Source organism: Neisseria sp. P0007.S010, from assembly GCF_051962875.1.
Lineage (GTDB): Bacteria > Pseudomonadota > Gammaproteobacteria > Burkholderiales > Neisseriaceae > Neisseria > Neisseria subflava_A.
Genome location: NZ_JBQCUX010000013.1, coordinates 1 through 22,748, shown reverse-complemented (window position 1 = coordinate 22,748; position 22,748 = coordinate 1). Strand labels below are relative to the sequence as shown.

21 protein-coding genes, 1 tRNA gene and 1 pseudogene are annotated in these 22,748 nt (G+C 48.5%); 4 read left to right on the top strand and 19 right to left on the bottom strand.

What is annotated here, in order from left to right; genetic code table 11:
- Positions 1 to 64: 64 nt before the first annotated feature.
- The 4 genes from ACTHR7_RS09430 to ACTHR7_RS09415 all read right to left on the bottom strand — a co-directional run bounded on the left by ACTHR7_RS09430 (position 65) and on the right by ACTHR7_RS09415 (position 3,868).
- A complete protein-coding gene (locus ACTHR7_RS09430) occupies positions 65 to 1,258 on the bottom strand; it encodes an amino acid aminotransferase (RefSeq protein ID WP_440370710.1) in 1,194 nt (397 codons plus the stop codon).
- Positions 1,259 to 1,357: 99 nt separating this feature from the next.
- The gene (locus ACTHR7_RS09425; RefSeq protein WP_440370709.1) at positions 1,358 to 2,008 is read right to left on the bottom strand and encodes an HAD family hydrolase; all 651 of its coding nucleotides are present in this window, start codon (positions 2,006 to 2,008) and stop codon (positions 1,358 to 1,360) included.
- 69 nt (positions 2,009 to 2,077) lie between these two features.
- The gene (locus ACTHR7_RS09420) at positions 2,078 to 3,022 is read right to left on the bottom strand and encodes a cation diffusion facilitator family transporter (protein WP_440370708.1); all 945 of its coding nucleotides are present in this window, start codon (positions 3,020 to 3,022) and stop codon (positions 2,078 to 2,080) included.
- 15 nt (positions 3,023 to 3,037) lie between these two features.
- Positions 3,038 to 3,868, bottom strand: coding sequence for a ferritin-like domain-containing protein (locus tag ACTHR7_RS09415; protein ID WP_440370707.1), 831 nt, complete (start codon positions 3,866 to 3,868; stop codon positions 3,038 to 3,040).
- Positions 3,869 to 4,157: 289 nt separating this feature from the next.
- Between ACTHR7_RS09415 and lolA the strand changes: the two genes are divergently transcribed.
- The gene (gene lolA, locus ACTHR7_RS09410) at positions 4,158 to 4,778 is read left to right on the top strand and encodes an outer membrane lipoprotein chaperone LolA (protein ID WP_036493771.1); all 621 of its coding nucleotides are present in this window, start codon (positions 4,158 to 4,160) and stop codon (positions 4,776 to 4,778) included.
- A 76-nt stretch (positions 4,779 to 4,854) separates the two neighbouring features.
- On the opposite strand, the gene glmM is transcribed toward lolA, so the two are convergent.
- Together glmM and ACTHR7_RS09400 are read right to left on the bottom strand one after the other, a co-directional pair.
- Positions 4,855 to 6,192, bottom strand: a complete 1,338-nt coding sequence (glmM, locus tag ACTHR7_RS09405; protein ID WP_070813758.1) for a phosphoglucosamine mutase — start codon at positions 6,190 to 6,192, stop codon at positions 4,855 to 4,857.
- A gap of 199 nt (positions 6,193 to 6,391) precedes the next feature.
- Entirely contained in the window at positions 6,392 to 7,249 is an 858-nt protein-coding gene (locus tag ACTHR7_RS09400; protein ID WP_440370706.1) for a c-type cytochrome, read from the bottom strand.
- A 285-nt stretch (positions 7,250 to 7,534) separates the two neighbouring features.
- Here ACTHR7_RS09400 and ACTHR7_RS09395 point away from each other — a divergent pair.
- Positions 7,535 to 7,610 (top strand) — tRNA-Arg (locus tag ACTHR7_RS09395).
- Between the two features lie 91 nt (positions 7,611 to 7,701).
- On the opposite strand, the gene ACTHR7_RS09390 is transcribed toward ACTHR7_RS09395, so the two are convergent.
- Entirely contained in the window at positions 7,702 to 8,895 is a 1,194-nt protein-coding gene (locus ACTHR7_RS09390; protein WP_440370705.1) for an amino acid aminotransferase, read from the bottom strand.
- Between the two features lie 110 nt (positions 8,896 to 9,005).
- Positions 9,006 to 9,779 carry a FadR/GntR family transcriptional regulator gene (locus ACTHR7_RS09385; protein ID WP_070589682.1) on the bottom strand — a complete coding sequence of 258 codons (774 nt, stop codon included), beginning with the start codon at positions 9,777 to 9,779 and terminating at the stop codon, positions 9,006 to 9,008.
- A gap of 427 nt (positions 9,780 to 10,206) precedes the next feature.
- On the opposite strand from ACTHR7_RS09385, the gene ACTHR7_RS09380 reads away from it, so the two are divergent.
- The gene (locus tag ACTHR7_RS09380; protein ID WP_070607624.1) at positions 10,207 to 12,183 is read left to right on the top strand and encodes a TonB-dependent copper receptor; all 1,977 of its coding nucleotides are present in this window, start codon (positions 10,207 to 10,209) and stop codon (positions 12,181 to 12,183) included.
- A gap of 127 nt (positions 12,184 to 12,310) precedes the next feature.
- On the opposite strand, the gene ACTHR7_RS09375 is transcribed toward ACTHR7_RS09380, so the two are convergent.
- From ACTHR7_RS09375 to ACTHR7_RS09360, 4 genes are all read right to left on the bottom strand, one after another.
- Entirely contained in the window at positions 12,311 to 13,648 is a 1,338-nt protein-coding gene (locus ACTHR7_RS09375) for a sodium-dependent transporter (RefSeq protein WP_440370704.1), read from the bottom strand.
- A gap of 267 nt (positions 13,649 to 13,915) precedes the next feature.
- Positions 13,916 to 14,821 carry a metal ABC transporter solute-binding protein, Zn/Mn family gene (locus ACTHR7_RS09370; protein WP_049331107.1) on the bottom strand — a complete coding sequence of 302 codons (906 nt, stop codon included), beginning with the start codon at positions 14,819 to 14,821 and terminating at the stop codon, positions 13,916 to 13,918.
- 79 nt (positions 14,822 to 14,900) lie between these two features.
- Positions 14,901 to 15,776, bottom strand: a complete 876-nt coding sequence (locus tag ACTHR7_RS09365; RefSeq protein ID WP_440370703.1) for a metal ABC transporter permease — start codon at positions 15,774 to 15,776, stop codon at positions 14,901 to 14,903.
- A gap of 76 nt (positions 15,777 to 15,852) precedes the next feature.
- Complete coding sequence (locus ACTHR7_RS09360; RefSeq protein WP_440370721.1) at positions 15,853 to 16,578, bottom strand: metal ABC transporter ATP-binding protein; 726 nt, start codon at positions 16,576 to 16,578, stop codon at positions 15,853 to 15,855.
- Positions 16,579 to 16,848: 270 nt separating this feature from the next.
- On the opposite strand from ACTHR7_RS09360, the gene ACTHR7_RS09355 reads away from it, so the two are divergent.
- Positions 16,849 to 17,145, top strand: coding sequence for a DUF2288 domain-containing protein (locus ACTHR7_RS09355; RefSeq protein WP_440370702.1), 297 nt, complete (start codon positions 16,849 to 16,851; stop codon positions 17,143 to 17,145).
- A gap of 66 nt (positions 17,146 to 17,211) precedes the next feature.
- On the opposite strand, the gene apaG is transcribed toward ACTHR7_RS09355, so the two are convergent.
- The 7 genes and pseudogenes from apaG to ACTHR7_RS09320 all read right to left on the bottom strand — a co-directional run.
- Positions 17,212 to 17,580, bottom strand: a complete 369-nt coding sequence (gene apaG, locus ACTHR7_RS09350; protein WP_003682575.1) for a Co2+/Mg2+ efflux protein ApaG — start codon at positions 17,578 to 17,580, stop codon at positions 17,212 to 17,214.
- Positions 17,581 to 17,672: 92 nt separating this feature from the next.
- The gene (locus tag ACTHR7_RS09345) at positions 17,673 to 18,161 is read right to left on the bottom strand and encodes a phosphatidylglycerophosphatase A family protein (protein ID WP_440370701.1); all 489 of its coding nucleotides are present in this window, start codon (positions 18,159 to 18,161) and stop codon (positions 17,673 to 17,675) included.
- Complete coding sequence (gene thiL / locus ACTHR7_RS09340) at positions 18,154 to 19,110, bottom strand: thiamine-phosphate kinase (RefSeq protein WP_440370700.1); 957 nt, start codon at positions 19,108 to 19,110, stop codon at positions 18,154 to 18,156. Before thiL ends, ACTHR7_RS09345 begins: the two co-directional genes overlap by 8 nt.
- A 187-nt stretch (positions 19,111 to 19,297) precedes the next feature.
- Positions 19,298 to 20,017 (bottom strand): SDR family oxidoreductase, encoded by a 720-nt coding sequence (locus tag ACTHR7_RS09335; RefSeq protein ID WP_293208441.1) that lies wholly within the window; start codon positions 20,015 to 20,017, stop codon positions 19,298 to 19,300.
- 95 nt (positions 20,018 to 20,112) lie between these two features.
- Positions 20,113 to 21,420, bottom strand: a complete 1,308-nt coding sequence (gene hpnE / locus ACTHR7_RS09330; RefSeq protein ID WP_293208438.1) for a hydroxysqualene dehydroxylase HpnE — start codon at positions 21,418 to 21,420, stop codon at positions 20,113 to 20,115.
- Positions 21,417 to 22,265: a presqualene diphosphate synthase HpnD gene (hpnD, locus tag ACTHR7_RS09325; RefSeq protein ID WP_293208435.1), complete on the bottom strand. Its 849-nt coding sequence runs from the start codon at positions 22,263 to 22,265 to the stop codon at positions 21,417 to 21,419. Before hpnD ends, hpnE begins: the two co-directional genes overlap by 4 nt.
- A gap of 348 nt (positions 22,266 to 22,613) precedes the next feature.
- Positions 22,614 to 22,748, bottom strand: a pseudogene (locus ACTHR7_RS09320) (ComEA family DNA-binding protein); the annotation flags it as partial.

Sequence of the window (22,748 nt, the reverse complement as noted above, 5' to 3'; positions counted from 1 at the left end):
CCGTCACAACAAAAAATAAAGGCCGTCTGAACGATTCAGACGGCCTTTGCCTTTAATTCGACAATTACAACACTTTTACAATGCTCTCGCACAAATAATCGATGTTGTCATCAGTAATGCCGGCAACGTTGATGCGGCCGGAGCGCACGGCGTAGATGGCAAACTCGTTTTTCAAACGGTCGACTTGTTTGGGAGTCAAGCCGCTGAAAGAGAACATACCGTTTTGTTCGATAATGAAATCAAAGTCTTGGCTTGCACCTTTAGCCTTGAGCAACTCGACAAATTTTTGACGCATGGCTTTGATGCGGCCGCGCATTTCGTCAAGTTCGGCAATCCATTGTGCTTTCAAATCATCATTTTTCAACACCAGCGCAATGGTGTTCGCACCGTGTGAAGCCGGGTTGGAATACAAGGTACGGATGATGGTTTTGACTTGGCTGTGGGCGCGGGCTGCTGTTGCTTCATCTTCGGCCACCAAAGTGAACGCGCCGACGCGTTCGTTGTACATACCGAAGTTTTTGGAATAAGAGCTGGCAATCAGCAATTCTTTATTGTATTTCAAGAATACGCGCAAGCCGTAGGCATCTTCTTCCAAGCCATTGCCGAAGCCTTGGTAGGCAAAGTCAAACAGTGGCAACCAGCCTTTTTCGGCAGAAAGTTTTGCCAAAATTTCCCATTGTTCGGGCGTAGGGTCGATACCGGTAGGGTTGTGGCAGCAGCCGTGCAACAGGACGATGTCGCCTTTTTGCGCTTGGCTCAAGTCTTCAATCATGCCGTCCCAATCCAAACCGTGTTTGGCGGCATCGTAATAACGATATGGTTTGTCTTGGATACCGACTGCTTTGGCGATGGCGTTGTGGTTTGGCCAAGTCGGATTGGAAATCCAGATGGTTTGCGCGTTCAACTGACGTTTGGCAAACTCGGCCGCAATACGCAATGCGCCTGTACCGCCAAGGCTTTGCGCTGTTTTGGCGCGACGGCTTGCAATGATTTCGTGGTCTTTGCCAAACAGCAGAATTTGGGTTTGTTCGTTGTAGTCGGCAACGCCGTCGATGGTCAGGTAGTTTTTGGTTGTTTCACTTTCCAACAGGCGTTTTTCAGCCTCTTTGACGGCTTTGACAATAGGCGTTGCGCCGGATGCGTCTTTGTACACGCCGATACCGAGATTGACTTTCTCCGGACGGGTTTCGGCTTTAAACGCCTCGCCCAAACCTAAAATCGGATCAGCAGGAGCAGCTTCGATATGCTTGAAGAACATGATTTTTCTCTTTACAAGTAGTAAAACGGTTGAAAAAATACAAACTTAGTACGATTTTACGCCGTTTCAGGCCGTCTGAAAACGGATTATTACAGGGTTTTAACGCAAGATTGCCAACAAATCCAAAGGCGTGGCAATACGGAAATCGGCAAGCCAGTTTTCGGTTTGGTCTTCGGCAGAAATATAACCCCAATCGGCAAGCACGGTCGTCATGCCTGCATTTTTGCCTGCCTGCATATCGCGCTCTGCATCGCCGACATAAAAACATCGCTGCGCTTCGACACCCATCTGTTCGCACGCATAAAACATAGGCTTCACGCTGGGCTTGGGCTCATCGCAAGTATCGCCGCTGACAATCACGGCGGGAGAAACGGTAAACCCGAGTTTAGGCACTAGGACATCGGTAAAGCGCATGGGCTTGTTGGTGATAATGCCCCATTGGATACCGCGTCGAACTAAGGCTTCCAGCATTTCGTTTACGCCGTCGAACAAAATGGTTTGGTCGGCATAGCAGCGGCTGTATTCGTTCAAAAACTCTTTGCGCCATTGCATATAGTCCGGATGGTCGGGCGTAATGCCTGCACCAAGTTTAAGCAAACCACTCGCACCGTGGCTGGCCTGCGGACGGATTTCATCCATGCTTTTTTCCGGCAAACCGTGTCGGCGCAATACCGTGTTGAGCGCGCCACCCAAATCAAGTGCGGTATCGGCAAGCGTGCCGTCAAGGTCGAATAATACGGCTTGGGTCATAAGTGTTCCTTTGATGATTTTAGAAGGCCGTCTGAACAATCCAACAAGTTTCAGACGGCCTGAATATGGTTAATGGTGATGATGTTCATGCATTTCCTGCGAACACAAGACTTCATCTTTATGCGGATGCCGTTCGCTTTCAATCTGAATCGTACAATGTCCGATGTTGTGATGCGCCAATTCATGTTCGATGCGGTAGGCGATTTGTTCAGATTCGGCAACCGTCATGCTGCCATCTACAACAATATGGCAGGATAAAACGTGGATATTGCTGGTAATTGTCCAAACATGCAAGTCATGAACGGATTTTACGCCTTCCGTATTGCGGATCACGCTGAGCAACTCATCGGTATGGATGTTTTCCGGTGCACCTTCCATCAAAATGTGCAAAGTCTGTTTAAACAGCGTCCAGCCGCTGCGCCCTACCAAAGCCGCCACCAATACGCTGGCAACCGTATCCGCCCATTGCCAGCCATACGCCATTATCAGCACTGCTGCGACAATCGCCCCTATCGAGCCGAACAAATCGCTGATTACATGAAGATACGCACCGCGCATATTGACGTTTTCTTTAGTATCGCTATTTTTCAACATATAAACGGCGACGCCGATGTTGACCAGCAATCCGATGATACTGACCACCAACATGCCGCCCGTCAAAATTTCTGGCGGATAAAACAATCGTTTGACTGCTTCATAAAAGATCATCGCCGCAATCAACACCAGCGACAATCCGTTAAACATCGCCGTCAAAATTTCAAAACGCTTATAACCGAATGTCTTTTGCAGCGTGGTCTGTTTCTCGCCAAGTTTGAATGCCCACAATGCTACGCCCAGCGAAAACGCATCGCTGAACATATGCCCCGCATCGGAAAGCAGGGCCAAAGAGTTGGTCAGCCAGCCGCCGACCGCCTCAACCAGCATAAATCCGGCAATAACGAAAAATGAAATGCGCAATACCTGCTTGTTGGCGGTATGCGTATGCGCGTGCGAATGATCGTGATGATGTGCCATGATGGTTTTACCGTTTCAGACGGCCTTTTTATCCTGTTTCAAACTTTTCTCAAAATCTTCCAACATATCCAACTCAAAACGGCTGAATCCAGCACGTTCCCGCGCTTCGATATTGACGTAGCCGCGGAAGATAAACATATCGTAACGCGCAATCAGGCTGCGGAACAGGGCGACCGGTTCCAAACCGCGCTCACGGCAAAGATGCTGATACCAATGATTGCCGATAGCGACATGCCCCACTTCATCGCGGTAAATAATATCCAGCACATCGCAGGTTTCCATATCGCCGCGCTGCGCCACTTTTGCACGAATACCCGGCGTAACATCCAGACCGCGCGCTTCCAACACCCGCGGCACCAAAGCCATGCGTAGCAAAGGATCGTAAGCGGTTTTATACGCCATATCCCACAAATGCCCGTGCGCTTCAAAATCGCCGTAATCGTAGCCCAAGCTGTTCAGACGGCCACGCATCAAGCCGAAGTGAAACACTTCTTCTTTCGCCACCCTTACCCAATCGCGTACAAACTGAAACGGCATATTGCGGAAACGATACGCCGCATCCAAAGCCAGATTAATCGCGTTAAATTCAATATGCGCAATCGCATGCAACATGGCCGCATAGCCTTCGACCGTATTCATCTTGCGCGGCGTAACCTCCGAAGGCGCAACCAAACGCGGACGAGACGGATGACCGGCGAAACGGCAATCCACGGGTCTCGACGCTTCAGCCGTCAAGCCTTCCGCCTCGCCCAACTGCGCAAACAAGGCCTGTGTCAATTTTCCTTTTTCATCCGGATTGTCCGACAGCAAAGCCTGTTCCAATAAAGGATAAGGATTTAGATACATACAAAACCATTGTTTTCAAAAGATAAATATTATAACCGTTTTAAAAAACAAACAGAAAGACTATAATTTCACGCTTTCCGTAAAATGACATTAAATACCACACCAAGCCCTTATGCGTTTCATTAAAAAAACGTCAAAACCAAATACAGGCCGTCTGAAGAAATAAAATTATTTCAGATACTTGCTTGGATTTTTCATATTTACACAAATTAAACCCGCCCTTCAGCCCCTTGCCTGTTACACCATAACGTCTATACTGAACCCATCTCTCCGAACAAGGAACCAAAACATGAAAACTACCCGACTGTTCACCCTGACCGCTGCCGCGCTGCTTTCTTCAGCCATCGGCTTTGCACAAGCCGGCGCAGTGGACGCCCTGAAAAAATTCAATAATGACGCCGACGGTATCAGCGGCAACTTCAGCCAAACCGTTCACAGCAAAAAGAAAACCCAAACCACATACGGTACATTCAAAATCCTGCGCCCGGGTTTGTTCAAATGGGAATACACCAAACCCTACAAACAAACCATCGTCGGCGACGGCAAAACCATTTGGCTCTATGACGTAGATTTGGCGCAAGTAACCAAGTCCTCACAAGACCAAACCATCGGCGACAGCCCTGCCGCCATCCTCTCCAACAAAACGGCATTGGACAGCAGCTACACGCTGAAAGAAGACGGCTCTGCCAACGGCATCGACTATGTTTTGGCTACGCCTAAGAAAAACAACGCCGGCTACCAATACATCCGCATCGGCTTCAAAGGCGACAACCTCGCCGCCATGCAGCTGAAAGACAGCTTCGGCAACCAAACCAGCATCAGCTTCAGCGGTTTGAACACCAAGCCTAACCTTTCCAGCGGTATGTTCAAATTCACTCCTCCTAAAGGCGTTGATGTCTTGAGCAACTAAGCTTCCAATAAAACACAAAGGCCGTCTGAACAACAGACGGCCTTTTATTTAGTTCAATTCAAAATCAAACACACTGTTACTTTTGACCTTGAATGGCAGCGGCAATTTTTTCTGCGCCTTTTTTCGCCCAGTCTGCCTGCTTGGCTTCCACCATCACGCGTACGACAGGCTCGGTACCAGATGCACGCAAGACCACACGGCCTTTGCCTTCGAGTTCTTTTTCCACTTCAGCCAAAGCCTCTTTGGAAGTGTCCTGCCAGTTTTGGCCTTTTTTGATGCGGACGTTGATCATGGTTTGCGGATACGGCTGCCAATCGGCGCAAACGGTGGCAAGGTCTTGATTCAAGGTTTGCAATGCGGCCAAAACTTGTAGCGCGGAAATGATGCCGTCGCCGGTATTGTGTTTGTCCATGCACAAAATATGGCCGCTGGCTTCGCCGCCAATCAGCCAACCGCGTTGGTGGAGCTGTTCCAACACATAGCGGTCGCCCACTTTGGCACGGCAGAAATCAACGCCCTGCTCTTTCAAAGCAATTTCCATCGCCATATTGGTCATCACTGTACCCACCACACCGCCGATTTCCACGCCTTCGTGCGCGCGTGCTTTGGCAATCACATAAATCAGGCTGTCGCCGTCATACACTTTGCCATTGCGGTCAACCATCATCAATCGGTCGCCATCGCCATCCAAGGCAATGCCGTAATCGGCTTCATTTTGCAACACAGCCGCTTGCAAAGCTTTCGGATGGGTCGCACCACATTTCTCATTGATGTTGTAGCCGTTTGGCTCATCACCGATACTGACCACTTGCGCACCCAATTCGTGGAATACTTTAGGCGCAACTGCATAGCCTGCACCATTGGCGGTATCGACCACCAATTTCAGACCGCGCAAGTCCAAATGGCTTGGGAAAGTGGATTTACAGAACTCGATATAGCGGTCATCCGCACCATTAATCCGGCGCGCACGGCCCAAACGGCTGGACGGCTGGGTTTTCATTTCCTCATCGATTTTGGCTTCAATTTCCAACTCGATTTCATCGCTCAGCTTCACACCGCCTTCGGCAAAGAATTTAATGCCGTTGTCGGAATAAACGTTATGGGAAGCAGAAATCATCACACCGGCAGACAAACGCAAAGCACGGGTCAGATACGCTACGCCCGGGGTTGGCAGAGGGCCGGTTTGAATAACATTGACACCGGCGGCGGTAAAACCGGCAATCAGCGCAGCTTCCAGCATATAGCCTGAAATACGCGTGTCTTTGCCGATTAAGACGGTTGGTTTGATTTCGCCTTCGTGCTGCACCAAAACCTGACCTGCCGCATAGCCTAATTTCAAGACAAAATCAGGATTGATAGGAAACTGACCGACTTCGCCACGCACACCGTCAGTACCGAAATATTTTTTTGCCATGAGATAACTCCGTGATTGTTTTGTCGTATGTGAATATAGTTAAACTTCTTTAAAAGAATATTGTGTTTGAAGGCCGTCTGAATCTTTCAGACAAACTACAATCTAGTACTCTCGTATTATAGCAAGATCAGGCCTTCCTGCACGAAAAAAGCGCATCCTATGCAGAATGCGCTTTCTATTCGAGAGTCAAAGTCAAATCTTAGAATTTAGCACCAGATTGATTAGCCATGTAATCAACTGCAGCTTTCACTTCATCATCACTCAGACTGCCGTTACCGCCTTTGGCAGGCATTGCGTTAAAGCCTTCGATTGCATGTTTGTGCAGGGTGTCTTTACCTTGTTTGATACGAGGAGCCCAGTCTTCTTTTTTACCTACATGAGGAACACCGGGAACCGCACCGCCGTGACATGCTTGGCAGCTGGCTTCGTAAACTTTTTTACCGTCTGCACCACCGGCAGCTGCGCCTTTGTCTTCAGCTTTGGCAGCGTCTGCTTTAGGAGCATCTGTAGGAGCCGCACCCTCAGCCGCTGGAGCTGAAGCAGCTTCGCCGGAAGCGGCTGCATCGGCAGGAGCACCTGCATCAGGATCAGGGAAATTACCGCCGGCTTTGTTGGCCATGTAAGTAATGACGCGTTTCAATTCTTGATCGGTCAAATCAGCCGCACCGCCTTTGGCAGGCATTGCGTTGAAACCGTTCAAAGCGTGTTGGAACAAAGTATCAAAGCCTTGGGCGATACGAGGAGCCCAATCGCCTTTGTTTTCAAATTTAGGCGCATTAGGAACAATACTGTCCGCCGCGTGACATTGGATACAGATTTTGTTGAAAATCTGGTCGCCTTGACGTTCGCCGACAGGAATGCCGTCGCCCATTTTGAGTTGGCCGACTGGCTGGATACGGGTTTGAGTCGCAGCTTCGGTTGTTTCGGCAACATCGCCGAATGAACCGCTTCCTGCCAATTTGATCAGGAAGAAAATCACTGCAATGACAATAACGATACCGCTCACAAGGGTGAACAATGCAGAGCCTTGGGCTTTGTGGTCGCGGAGTTGTTTCATTTGGTAGGCCTCGCCGTTAGGTTAGGTTGTGCTGTAAGTTATAGTTTATGTGTTAAACGCAGTTAACAATATTTTGCTGGATTATACTGAATTCGCAAAGGCTTTCCAATCCATCTTGAGAAAAAGATACGCAAAAATCCTCAAAAGGCCATCTAAATTCTGCTAAGCCTTTGTAGTTAATTGATTATTCCAGCTATGCAAAAAAGTGACCGCCAATGCCACTTTCAGACACTTTCAAGATAAACTTTGCCAATAAAGCCAATATGCGTTAACCTTACGGCTTTCGCACCCATAGCTCAGTTGGAAGAGTGTCAGTTTCCGAAGCTGGAGGTCACAGGTTCGATCCCTGTTGGGTGCGCCAATTATAAATAGGCCGTCTGAAAGATGAAAATTTTTCAGACGGCCTTTTGATTTACTTCAAATAAAACTACATTCAATTTCAGATTGAACGGCTATTGCAACACTTTGGCAAATGCTTCGGCCACATAATCGATATTCGATGCATTCAATCCTGCCACACACATCCTGCCTGAATCCAGCAGGTAAACGGCAAACTCGTCACGCAGGCGGTGTACCTGCTCTACGGTCAGGCCTGTATAGCTGAACATACCGCGCTGTTTGATGAAATAGCTGAAATCGCGATTGGGGATTTTGGCCGTCAAAACATCATAAAGTTTCTGACGCATGGCACGGATGCGGTCGCGCATGGCGTAAACCTCGTTTTCCCACAAAGCGCGCAAATCATCGCTGTTCATCACATCAGATGCAATATATGCACCATGCGCAGCAGGGCTGGAATAAATGCGGCGGACGGTAAATTTCAACTGTCCGAACACCAGCTCTGCTTCTTCCTTATTGGGACACACTACGCTCAAACCGCCGACGCGTTCGCCATACAGCGACAGGTTTTTCGAGAAAGAGTTGCTGACAAACAAAGGCAGTCCCATTTCGACGGCTTTACGGATCGCATAGGCATCGCTGTCCAAATCCTCGCCGAAACCTTGATAGGCAATATCCATAAATGAAATCAGCTTGTGCGTTTTGATGATGTCCAACACCTCATCCCATTGTGCTTGCGACATATCTACGCCGGTCGGATTTTGACAGCATGGGTGCAAGATCAAGACGCTGTTTTCCGGTAATGTTTTGAAAAACGCAGTCATTTCTTCAAATTTCACGCCGACGGTTTCAGGGTTGTAATAAGGATACGTCCCCACTTCAAAACCTGCGCCTTCAAAAATGCCTTTATGGTTGTCCCAAGTCGGATCGCTGACATAGGCTTTTGCATCGGGGAACCAACGGTGCAAAAAGTCGGCACCGACTTTCAACGCCCCCGAACCGCCCAAAGTCTGTATGGTTGCAACGCGCCCTTCTGCCAGCGCCTGATTATCCTGCCCAAACAGCAAACACTGAACGGCGCTTCGATAAGTGTCCAAACCTTCCATCGGCAGATAAGGCGATGGGCGCGGTACAGCCGCACGCTCTGCTTCTGCTCGGCGGACAGATTCCAAAACCGGCATTTTGCCTTCGTCATCAAAATAAATGCCGATGCTCAAATTGACTTTTTCAGGGCGCTCGTCGCGCTTGAAGGTTTCAACCAAACTCAAAATCGGGTCACCCGGATAATACTCGACATGACGGTACATGGTGCTTCCTTTGTTTTCAGACAGAATTGATGCAAATTGTGGCACTAAAAGTCCTTATTTGCAAAATTAGGCCGTCTGAAAAATTCAGACGGCCTGATTATTTTTAAACGCTACCAATCTACTCGTTTCAAATCGTTTTGTGCCAATACATCCGCATGCTCGCTGCGGCTTTGATATTCCCTGTCCTGCAAAATGCGGCGGGCGACATAATTCAAATGTAGCTTGGCCGCTTCAGCAGCCTCCGCCGGTTTGGCCTGCGCAACGGCTTCAAAAATAGCGCGGTGCTGGGCAATCAATGTCGGGCGCGGGTCTTCGGTTTGATGGATATAGATAATGCCGCTGCGTGTTTGCTGATAAAGCATTTTGAGCAGGCTACTGGAAAGATGACTGAATAGGATATTGTGTGCAGCATCGGCAATGGTTTGATGGAAGCTGACGTCTGCTTCGGCTTGATGCTCCAAATTTCCGCTTTCACAGGCCGTCTCGAACTTCTGCCGCCAGAAGTCAATGCGTTTCAAATCAGCATCAGTCCGTCTTTCGGCGGCCAGCGCCGCCATACAGCCTTCAACGTGACAGCTGAAATCGAATACATCTGTTTCCCAATTGGTATGTTTGCCGAGCAACTCCTGCCAGCTTTGTAAAAAATCCTGTTGCGGCTTGACGGAAACATAATAGCCATCGCCCTGCCGCGCTTCCAAAACCTGCTTGGCAATCAAGATATTCAATGCCACCCTGACCGACGGACGCGATACGCCGAATTCTTCCGCAAGCGTACGTTCGGGAGGCAATTTACTGCCTTCTTCATAAATGCCGGTAGCGATACGTTCTTCCAAAACGGCTAAAACCTGATCGCTGATTTTCTGCGGACGAACCAATTTCGTCATGTTGTATTCCTGATGATTGAAGGACAGTTTTATTCAGACGGCCATAAATTGGATTGACCAATTGGCCGCCCATTCTAATCAATCTCCTATTTTTTCGTCAAGAAATGTTATCAAATCGCAACATCAATAGAAAATCATAAGCAAATGACGCTTTCTATACCAAATATCTTCTTGCTTTTAGTTAAATAATTAAATTAATGAAATTCCAAATAATCAAGTTTAAACCCATATTGGTATTTTCATTAACTGCTTAAGAAGAATCAAATTTTACCATCACTGGTATAACCAAATCACGAACCAGCAAAACATGCAAATAAAATGATAAATATTGATATAAGTTAAAAACAGTATGTTTTAATTTTATTAAACTTTATATATACTACTTAAGTATTACTCGACATGACACTTAATAATAGAGAGAAACCACATGAAATACCCACCATTACTTATCTTGCCTATCGTCTTAGCCGTATCCCAAGCATGGGCAGACACTGATCCTGTACCTGAAGAAACTGTTACCCTTTCCCCTGTCACCGTCACCGGCACACAACAAGAAAAAGCCAACCGCGTTACTTTCAACCCCAAAGCTGCTTTGCAACCCCTCCCTGCCGGTGACGGGGCAGACCTTTTGCAATCCGTGCCTAATATGAGCATCATCCGCAAAGGCGGCAGCTCGGGCGATCCGCTGTTCCGTGGCTTGGGCGGCTCGCGCTTGTCCGTTAACGCCGACGACCAGTTTATTTATGGCGGTTGCGGTATGCGCATGGACCCGCCGACTGCCTATATTCACCCAAATTCATTTGATAAAGTCGTGGTCACCAAAGGCCCGCAAACCGTTACCCAAGGTATGGGCTTGGTCAGCGGCTCGGTGCAATTTATCCGTAAAGATCCTGATTTCACTGAAAAACCTTACAACATCAACGCCACCCTGACGGCGGGCAGCAACGACCGCCTTGACGGCTCGCTGGAAGCCGAGTTCGGCGGCAAATACGGCTATGTCCGTACCAATATCTCCCATAACGAAGCCGACGATTACAAAGACGGCGACGGCAACCGCATTCACTCCCACTTCAAACGCGACAGCCAAATGTTGCAACTGGGTGTTACCCCGACAGAAAACACCACCATTGCCGGCACATACGAACGCAGCAGAGCCAAGGTTGCCTACGCCGACCGCATGATGGACGGCAGCAAATTCGACCGTGATGCATGGAACATCCGCTTTACCCAACGCAACCTTACTCCATGGTTCAGCGAGTTGGAACTGCGCTACGGTAAAAGCGAAATCGACCACGTGATGGACACATACAGCCTGCGTACCATCTACAATCCTGCCGGCAAGCAGATTAAAAATGCCAACAACCCTAAACGTAATACCGATACAGGCCGTCTGAAAGCCACTTTCGACTGGGACAAGCTCAACCTGCAAACCGGTTTGGATTATTTGGATGACGTCCACGTCGCGCGTCATGAGCGTGGTGGCGACGGCTACAGCCACAAGCCTTACATGCCCAACCAAAGTTTCAAACAATGGGGTATTTTCACCGAAGCCTCTTGGCAGCAAGCCGATAATCAACGCTGGGTAGCAGGTTTGCGCCATGACCAAGTCAAAGCGCATTACGATACCGCGCGCGTGACCGACCCCGTTTTGAAACATCAAAAATTCAATTTGAACTCAGGCTTCCTGCGTTGGGAAAGAAATACGGACAACGGCCTGAAATACTATGCCGGCTTCGGTATTGCCGAACGTGCGCCTGACTACTGGGAACGCCTGCGCTCTGAAAACAAAGCCATCCGCGCAGAGCAAAACCGCCAAATCGATGCTGGTGTAATCTGGAAACGTCCTAACCTCCACGCATCTGTATCCGTATTCGGCAGCAACATCAAAGACTTCATCATGATGGAGCGCCAAGGCATGGATTTCAACGTACGCAACATCAACGCTTCACGCTTTGGCGGCGAAGCCGAAGTCAAATGGACATTTGCGCCTAACTGGGAAGTCGGCACCAGCCTTGCCTATACCCACGGCAAAAACCGTACAGATGGCAAACCTTTGGCACAAACGCCGCCGCTCGAGTGGAACAACACCCTCGCCTTTGACAACGGCAAATTCAGCGCGGGCGCATTATGGCGCGTCGTGGCCAAACAAAACCGTTACAGCAAAGGCCAAGGCAATATTGTCGGCCAAGACATCGGTGCTTCTTCAGGCTTTGGCGTACTCTCGCTTAACGCTGGTTGGAAATTCAGCAAATACGCCACATTGCAAGGCGGCGTGGACAACGTGTTCAACAAAACCTATGCTGAATTCGTCAGCCGCGGCGGAGACCCGTCTGCCGGTACACAAACCATGCGCGTGAACGAACCCGGCCGTACTGCATGGCTGAGACTGCAAGCGAAGTTCTAATTAGCCTCTTGCGTATATAAAAAGGCCGTCTGAAAATTTTTCAGACGGCCTTAATATTTTTAAGGATGTTTTTAAACAAACAGTCCGTCGAAGCAATGCAACGCCGGACTGTTTGCTCACTATCGGATTAAATCAAACCCAAAGAGTTGATGAACACCACAATAATCGCAATCGGCGCAAGATAGCGAAGCGTACCCAGCCACAGATAAAGCAGCTGTTTCGGAATGGTGCTGCCCATGCCCGCATCACGCAGGACAGACTGTTTATCTTGAATCCATGACGTAAACACGGCAACGCTCAATGCGCCAATCGGCATGATGACGGCGGAGATAATGAAGTCCCACAAGTCAAAAATGGTTTTGCCGAAAATTTTAAACTCGCTCCACACGCCGAAAGACAGCGCCGAAGGAATACCGACTATGAAAATCGCAATACCTGTTACCCAAGCGTGACTGCTGCGCTTTTTCTCGTCTTGGCGGATGGTTGCTGCGATAACGGTTTCCAACATAGAAAACGCGGAAGTCAGCGTCGCAAAGACAACCAACAGCATGAACACGGCAAACAAATATGTACCCATCGGCATTTTCATGAATACTGCAGGCAACACAATAAAAATCAAACCAGGTCCTTGGCCGGGCTCAAAACCGAAGGCAAATACCGCAGGGAAAATAACCAATCCGGCCAGCAGCGACACAAACAGGTTCATCCACATAATCATATGGCCGGAACGGAACATATCCTGGTCCTTACCCAAATACGAAGCATAGGTAATCATCGCGGACACGCCGATACTCAAGGCAAAAAATGCCTGGCCCAAAGCAGTCAGCATCGTGCCCGGTTTCAAATACGACCAATCCGGTTTCAACAAGAATGCCACGCCCTCCATTGCGCCGGGCAAAGTCAGCGAACGGACAGCCAGCGCGATAAAGAGGATAAACAAACCCGGCATCAACACGCGGTTTGCCTTTTCAATGCCGTCTGAAACGCCGCCTTTAACCACCCAAATGGTAATCAGCATGAACAAGCCTTGGTAAAACAACGAACCAAACGGCGAAGAAATCGTTTTGCCGAACAAGGCTTCAAAATCCGCACCGGCATGAATCTCGCCGGTAAAGCTGTGCACGACGTAGTTCAATACCCAGCCGCCAACCACGCTGTAAAACGACAGCAAGATAAAACACGCGGCCACACCCATGCGACCGACCCACGGCCACTGCGAACCCGGACGTAATACTTTAAAGGAATCAATAGCGTTTTTACCGCCTGTACGACCGATGTAAAACTCGGCCAGTTGAACCGGCAAAGCCACCAAAATGGTGAAAATCAAAAACAAAAGAAAGAATACGGCGCCGCCGTTTGTACCGGCTGTATAAGGGAATTTCCAAATTGCACCCAAACCGATGGCCGAGCCTGCCGCAGCAAGCACAAAGCCGATTTTGGATGACCAAGATGAATGGTTGCTCATGATGTAATATTAAGAAACGTGAAGATGCCGAATTGTAACAGGGTGAAGTCAAGCCGTGAGTGGCTGACGGACAGCCGATAAGCAATTCGCACGGATGGTGCGTGCTTACCAAGCAAATTAGCATGAATTTTTGATAATTAAACTTTTAATAGCACAAATTTTATTTTTATATTTAAAATTTGACGGTTTATTTTAAAAATAAGCATATAAAAGGCCGTCTGAAACCTTGTTTTTAAGGTTTCAGACGGCCTTTATCCTTAAGCCGCTTTATTTTTTCATGGCATCGGTCATAACTTTGACATTGTAGCGGTACATGCCGATGTAGCTGTTGGCCGGTGCACCACCCAATGCATCGGAATACAAACGTCCGCTGACATTGACGCCGGTTTCTTTGGCGATACGGTCAATCATGCGCGTGTCTTTGATGTTTTCAGTAAAGACGGCTTTAATGCCCTCGCGTTTGATTTGGCGGATAATGGAAGCCACTTGTTTGGCAGACGGCTCGGCTTCGCTGCTCACGCCTTGAGGGGCGATGAATTCAATATTGTAGCGTTTACCCATGTAAGAGAACGCATCGTGTCCGGTCAAGACTTTACGCTTGGCTGCAGGTACGGCATTAAAGGCAGCCTGCGCATCGCTGTGCAGTTTTTTTAGCTGCATTTGATAGTTGCCCAAACGTTGCTGATAGTAGGTTTTGCCTTCAGGGTCGGCTTGAATCAGCGCATTGGCAACGTTTTGCGCATAAGTGCCCATCAGGACGGGGTCGGTCCAAACGTGCGGATCAAACTCGCCGTGATCGTGATGATGGCCTTCGTGATCGTGGTCATGATGATGGCCGCCCTCTTCTGCTTTCAAAGCCTGAATGCCTTTGGTCGCTTCGGCGAAAGGAACTTTACTCTGTTTGACTGCACGCTGTACATCGGCGGCTTCCAAGCCCAAACCGTTAAGCAATACCAATTTAGCACTGCGGATTTTTTTGATGTCGCCACTGGTCATGTGGTAGGCATGGCTGTCTTGGTTGGGGCCCACCAAGCTTTGAACAGCCACACGGTCGCCACCAATCTGTTTGGCCACGTCGCCCAAAATGCTGAAGCTGGTCACAACAGGCAACGGAGCAGCATAAGCGGCACCGGTCAATAATGCGGCAACGATGCCGAGTTTCCAATGTTTCATATTCTCTCCATTGATATAACGTAACATTAACATCATCATAAAACAGACCGCCTGATTATTCAAGCGGCCGTCTGAAAAATCATGCCGTACGGTGTTTTTTACGGCGCAACCATTTTGCCAAAATACCGCCCTCCCAACCAAACACGACGGAAATTAGGTAAAGCGTGCCGCAGCATAAAATAATCGCCGGGCCGGACGGGATTTCGATATGGTAGGAAAACAACAATCCTGCCAAGCCGCAAAGCAAAGCCAATGCAACCGACAAAATCATCAGCCAACCCATGCTTTTCGCCCACAGTCTGGCGGTAATCGCCGGCAACATCATCAAACCGACCGACATCAGCGTACCCAATGCCTGAAAACCGGCAACCAGATTCATCACGACCAGCACCAAAAACAACACATGCCAAAAACCGCCCTTACCGCCGACAGCCTTGAGGAACAAAGGGTCTATGCTTTCCAACACCAGCGGGCGGAACATGACCGCCATCATCAAAATAGTCACACTCGCAGAAACGGCAATCAGCTGCAAAGCCGGAATATCCACCGCCAATACCGAGCCAAACAACAAATGCAGCAAATCGACGCTGCTGCCGTTTTTGCTGACCAAAACCACGCCGATGGCAAGGCTGCTCAAATAAAATGCGGCAAAGTTCGCGTCTTCTTTCAATGAAGTAAACCGGCTGACCAAACCGGCCAACAAAGCCATCAGCAAACCGGCCGCAAAACCGCCGACGCTCATCGCAGGCAAACTCAAGCCGGCAAACATATAACCAATGGCCGCACCGGGCAAAACCGCATGGCTCAAGGCATCACCCACCAAACTCATGCGGCGCATTACCAAAAATACACCGACAGGCGCCGCGCTCAATGCCAAGCAGAAAATCGACGCCAGGGCATAGCGCATAAAGTCAAATTCGGCAAACGGCGCGACGACCAAATCATATAAATCCATGTTTTATCGCTTTTTTATTAATCTCTGAAAGCCTGAGGCCGTCTGAAAAACACTTACTTTCAGACGGCCTTGTCCATTAAACCGCGCACCAATAGGCCGCTTCCTGTTTCTGCATCATTCGGTTTGCCTGTGCCAAAAATTCATCGGTCAACACATTTTCAGTCGCACCGGCAGTCACTTTTTCACGCGCCAAAAGCAGCGTGTTGGCAAAATATGCCCTCACCTGCTCGTAATCATGCAACACGGCAATCACCGCCTGACCGTCCTGATGGCATTGGCGCAAAACTTCCAACAGCGCATAAGTCGTCCGCGCATCCACTGCATTAAACGGCTCATCCAGCAGCAAAAATTTGGCATCCTGCACCAGCATCCGCGCAAACAATACGCGTTGGAACTGACCATTGGACAAATGCGCAATTTGGCGCGTGGCAAAATCCTGCATTTCCACGCGTTCCAACGCCGCCATCACGCGCTTTTTCTGCGCCGCGTTCACTCGTCCGAAAAATCCGATTTCATACCACAGCCCCATCGCCGCCAGTTCAAACACCGTCATCGGCTGGCTGCGGTCAATGTCCGACTGCTGCGGCAGATAGGCAATGTCCTTGCGCGCCATACTTTCATAGCGCACACTGCCCGTGTCCGTCTTCTGCAAGCCCATAATGGCTTTGAGCAGGGTCGATTTACCCGCGCCGTTCGGCCCGAAAATCGTCCACATCTTGCCATCTTCAAACACCATATCCACATGGTGCACCACCGGCCTGCGCTGATAGCTGACCGTCAGATTTTCCACCACGATACTCATGGTGATACCGCCCAAAAATATACAGCCCACAACGCCACCAATGCGACAAGCGCAATCAGCAGCCTTTGCAGCAATCCGGTCAACAATACAGAATTCATAAGCCTAAAACCGCCCTTGCCCGAATACGGACAACAGGCCGTCTGAAAGAAAATTAAAACATTAAAATGATACTGTATAACGTTAACCCTGTAAATTTCTTTCGTTTTCAGACGGCATCGGGCAAAAGGCCGAATATCGGTTACAATCCGTTTTTTATTTGATGATTGTCCTATGTCTATTCCACTCTTAAACGAAAAACTCAATACCGAAACCGCCCGCATTTCATGGGAAGAGCTGCAACCCCACTTCGCACGCGGTGCCGCCGTCTATGTTGCGCCCGATTTGGATTTGATTGCCGTTGCCCGCCATGTTGCCGAAGATGAAGCCGTGCCATTGAAACAATGGATGGAACAAGGCAAATTCGGTACCGTCAGCGATGATATGGCGCGTACTTTTCTAGCGGATAAGCAGGAAATGTGGGCGGTCGTTGTAGCGCCATGGGTATTGGTACAACCTTGCAAAGACTGATAAGGCCGTCTGAAAAAACAAAACCGGAACATTTCCCATGTTCCGGTTTTTCATTTTTCAGACGGCCTATTGCAAAGTAAAGCCTGCTTTGAATTCAAGCTTCGGCACTCCGATAACGAAACGTTTGCCGATGCTGTCTTCAAACTCATACGCGCCTTCGATACTGCCCCAAGGCGTGCTGATTTGCGAACCGCTGTTGTACTCATAGGCTTCGCCCGGGTACAAAACAGGTTGCTCTTCAATCAAGCCGGCATGACCGACTTGCTCTGTTTCACCGTGTCCGTCGGTGATTTCCCAAAAACGCTGACGCAAAGTAATGATTTCATCGCTGCGGTTGCAGATAGTAATCAGATAATTGAAGGCGTAGCGGTCGCGGTAGACGTCGCTTTGGCCGGCCATATAACGCGGCTCCACGTTAATCTCGATTTCGTTCATAATTGTTCACCCGTATATTTATTTTATTTAAAACCGGATAATTCCGGCGTGTCCGCCCTATTTTTGCAAAGGGTCGAAACACTTAAAACACATCACGCAATCCAATGAAATAGCCCCAAGACCAATAAAGTCATCACAGCCGCAATCAAATCATCAAGCATAATGCCCAAACCTCCATGAATCCGCCGGTCAAACCATTTGATCGGCCAGGGTTTCAACGCATCAAACAAGCGGAAAATAACAAAAGCCACCAGCCACCAGCTCCATTTAAACGGAATCAGTGACAGCACCAGCAGCATCGCGACAATTTCATCCCAGACGATACCGCCGTAATCCTGAATACCCAATTCCCTCTCGGTATAACCGCAAATGCGGATACCCCAAAAAAACAAGGCGATACACAATAAAAGCAATATCCAGCCGTCTATGCCCAACAGGCACAATACAAAAGCCAGAGGTAATGCTGCCAGCGTTCCGGCCGTACCCGGCGCAACCGGCGACAAGCCGCTGCCGAAACCGAATCCTAAAAAACACAATGGTTTGTGCAACAGCCAAGAAAAAGTAGGTTTACGTTCAGCCAAAATGATCAAATCCTAAAGAAGTCAGTTCCAATACGCCGCCTTCGGCATCCAAAATATTCAGACGGCCTGAGTCAGTCATTTTACCAATTCGGGCGACCGGTACGCCACTTTGTTTCGCTGCCTGACAAACGCGTTCCCTGTCTTCTGGAGCGGCAGTAAAAATCAGTTCGTAATCATCGCCGCCGGCCAATACTGCCGACAACCATTGCTCGCGCGACAAAACGTTTTTCAATTCAGGCAACGACGGCACACAATCGGCAAATATTTCCGCTCCGACAGCAGAGGCTTTTAAAATATGTCCCACATCTTGAGCCAGGCCGTCTGAAACATCTTGCGCAGCATGGGCAAATGGCAACAATGCCTGACCCAATGAAACACGCGGCTCCGGACGGAGCAATTTATCATCGCAAACCGCCATGATTTCAGACGGCAATTGATAATGCCCCAGATGTTTGTTCAACGCAGCGGCAGCCAAACCCAACCGACCCGATACCCAAATATCGTCGCCGACTTCGGCCGCATCACGCCGCAGGGCATACCCTGTCGGAACTTCACCTACTATTGTTACATTAAAGACCAAATCGCCTTTGGTGGTATCGCCACCAATCAACACCGTATCAAAACGCGCAGCCAAAGCAAAAAAGCTATCGCAAAAGCGTTTGAGCCAGTCTTGATTCAATTCAGGCAACGCAGCACTGAGCAACACCCAACGCGGCTTGGCACCCATTGCGGCCATATCGGACAAATTTACTGCAAGCATTTTCCATGCCAAATCTTCAGGCAAAACATCTTCAAAAAAATGTCTGCCTTTGACCAACATATCAGCGCTAAAACATAAATCAAATCCGTTACTTGGGCGAATAATAGCGGCATCGTCCCCTATGCCCAAAATCAGACCTTCCGATTTTTGTCGCTGCAAATATTGTCTGATAAAGTCAAATTCCGTCATATTTATCCAATACAACTATAACTTAGATTACTATATCTAATTTTGTGCCAGCCTAATGTTTGCCTGCTAGCACGTCAAACATCAAACTTCCATATTATTTAGATATAAAACTCAATAAGTTAAAGGCCGTCTGAAGATACAGATTTCAGACGGCCTCATGTTTTCAAACCACTCTGAGCAGGTATATTTACAGATAGACGATTTCGCCTGTCCGCCCCCTGCTCTCTCGGCTTGCCCACCAAATAAATTGCGGCAGGACATCTTCGTAGTTTTTACGTTCGCTTTTCGATTCGCCCGGATGAGATTTGATACGTTGCGGCGAATTGATGGCGCCCGGCACCAAAACATTGGCACGCAGGTTGTCAAAACGTTCCCACTCATCCGCGGCCACTTTACACAAATAATTGAGCGCGGCTTTGGAGGCACCGAAACCGCCCCAATAGGCCTGCGGTTTCTCACCGTGGCTTTCGCCGACAAAAATCACAGAAGCGTCTCCGGATTGCTTCAACAATGGGAACAGCGCACGGGTCAAGCCCATAGGCGCAACGGTATTGATGCGGTATTGGTTGACCCATTCCGATACGGTTTGGAAGTCCAATGGCGACAAGGCATAGAAATAGCTGGCGCAATGCACCACGCCATCCAATTTTCCGCCGGTTGCTTCATCAATAGTTTCCACGAATTGCTTAAACTCTTTCTCCTCCGCGCTCATTAAATCAAAGCAGATGGCAAACGGCTCAGGGCTGCCCACAGCCACAATGGCATCATATACTTTTTCCAAACGCTTTTGATGACGCGCCACCAAAATGACAGTCGCTCCCGCAGCCGCATAAGCTTTGGCAACCTGCTCACCCAAGCCTTGGGATGCGCCGGTAATCAAGATCGTTTTGTTCGCTAATGTCGTCATGACTTTTCCTTGAACTTTATGGTTTCGGATATTGTATCGGCTTGGTAAGTTTTGTAAAGTCAAAAAGGCCATCTGAACATTCAGACGGCCTCCGTTTATTCAACCTGTAAATCCAGCATAAGCTTTTCAGCCGCTGCAAAGCCAGACTGAACCGCAGCCTCCAATGTTGCCGGATAGCGCGGATGGAGATAGTCGCCGGCCGGATAAATACGGCGATGGTGCAACCATGAGAAATCTGGTTGTACAAAATCAACCGTTGCCGCCGTAGTCGCGCGCTTTTCCGTAATAATGCGTACGGCTTCAGGCTTACCCAAATCCGGACAAATCCGCTTAATGTCCGCATGAGCTTTCTCGGCCAAATCTTTATCCTTCCAAGCCTCGGTGCAATCGGAAACGCTGATGACAACCGCGACTTCATTATCCGGTAAACCCAATGCCCCCCGATGTAACACCCATTGCGCCGTACCATCAGAAAACCCTGTTAAAGGCGCAGGCAATTTGACTGCTTGGGCATAACGCAAATAAACCGTAGTAATCGCATGGTAATGCAACGATTGATAGGCCGTCTGAATATAGTCAGGCGTATCTTCAGGCAAAAGCGCGTCAACATGATATGGCGCAACAGCCAAAACAACCGCATCAAATACTTCGCCATTAATTTCAATCCAACCATCAATGTGGTGGTTTAAATGGGAAATACGAGTTCCAAGATGTATCTTTGCACCATGCGTGAGTAGAAAATCCAAAGCCGGTTCGGCTACGATCCGCCCTAAATCCTGCTTAGGCAAAAGATAATCGCTGTTCGCCTTTTCAGACCACACACCATCATTCAATACATTACATAAAATACGCAACGATGCCTGTTCTAACGGCGTATTTAAAGCACCCCAGACCAAAGGTTGCCAAAAATGGCCAAGCAGGCTGCGGGGAACATTTCGTGTTCTCAACCACTTTGCAACCGTCAAATCGGTTTTATGATGAGCAGCCCAACGTTGCAATGCCGACATATCCGACAGCAATTTGATTTTCAATGAAAAAGAAAGATTTTTCGCACGCAGGATACCGACAAGCAAATGCCAAGGCGCAGGCAGAGAGGCCGTCTGAAACTGTAATCCTTCATGGATGTACCATTGCAAAGGCTGGCGTAAAAAGGCTGATTCAGGTTTAACGCCAATATGTTGCATCAAAGTTTGAACACCATGATACGCACCCAACAAGATATGCTGCCCATTATCCAAAAAGCTGAATCCATCATCTTTCCCAGACAAGGCACGCGCCCTACCGCCTGCCTGTCTCCCGGCCTCAAACAAAGAAATATCAGCTCGATGAATCAGGGAAACCGCCGCAGACAAACCTGCCCAACCAGCACCAATCACAGCAATTTTTGGACGCTTAGTACTCATGGTTTAAATCCAAACAGCCAAGTTTTCAAAGCAATACGTTTTTTACGGGGAGAAGGAATCGCAATTTTATAAGTCAAAACATTTTGCGCACCATCACGGTCAATTTCATTCAACAACGCATAATAAATAGCCGCCATAATCAGGCCGACTTTTTGCGATTTCTTATCCTCAGCCGGCAAAAACAACATCGCTTCACGATAAGTTTCACGCGCCCTATTCACTTGAAATTGCATCAATTTTGCAAAATTATCTGTCAGTTTGCACTGCATGATTACGTTGGCAGGTACATCAAACTTCTGCATTTCCTCTATCGGCAGATAAATTCTTCCCTTCCGCGCATCTTCTCCCACATCGCGAATAATGTTCGTCAACTGCAAAGCCAAACCCATTTTGTCCGCATATTCCAAAGTTTTCGGATTGGAAAAACCTAAAATCCGCGCAATAAGACAACCCACTACTCCGGCAACACGGTGGCAATACAGCTTTAATTCATCAAAACTACCATAACGAGCCTGCTCCAAATCCATCTGCATGCCATCAATCAAAGCTTCAAATTCATTCTTCGGCAAGTCAAAATTTGCCCGAATATCTTTTAAAGCCTGATGAACGGGATGCTCAGGCATCTCATTATTAAATACTTTCTCCAAATCACTGCGCCACCAATTCAACGTTATCTGAGCTACATTTGGATCGGTACAGCCATCAACCACATCATCTAGTTCGCGACAAAAAGCGTATAAAACAGTGATCGCATTTCGTTTTTCTACCGATAAAAAACGAAAGCCGGATAAAAAACTGGAATGGCTTTCTGCAGCCTTTTGATGACAATAATCCAAAGCAAGCACTGTGTATCCTAAAAAATATCGTTATAAATAATTAACAGGGATTTTATCTGTATTTAAAAAAGTACGCCAATATCAAAAATTCATCTTACAACAAGGCCGTCTGAAAACTAATCTTAAGTATCTTTCAGACGGCCTAATACCAATATCGAAACCAACAGCATTACCACCAACAGCTGTATCAAAGAGTAGCCCCTCTGCACAGTTGCCCTATTCCGTTTGTCCCTTTTGCCCAATGAAGCCCCATTGGTCCAAGCTCTCATTGTCGCCCCCCATACAAAGCCGCCCGTCAACCCGAACCGGCAAACGGTTCAGCCTCGGGGCGGCGTATACGGCAGTTAACCGTCAGGCTTATTTTTTCACGGCAGGCTGTGCGGCCTTAGGCGTTGCAGGAGAAACCGTCGCCTCTGCCTTTAACTTGTTCAGCACCGCATCACCGATGCCCTTCACGTTTTTCAGCTCCTCCACCGATTTGAACGCACCGTT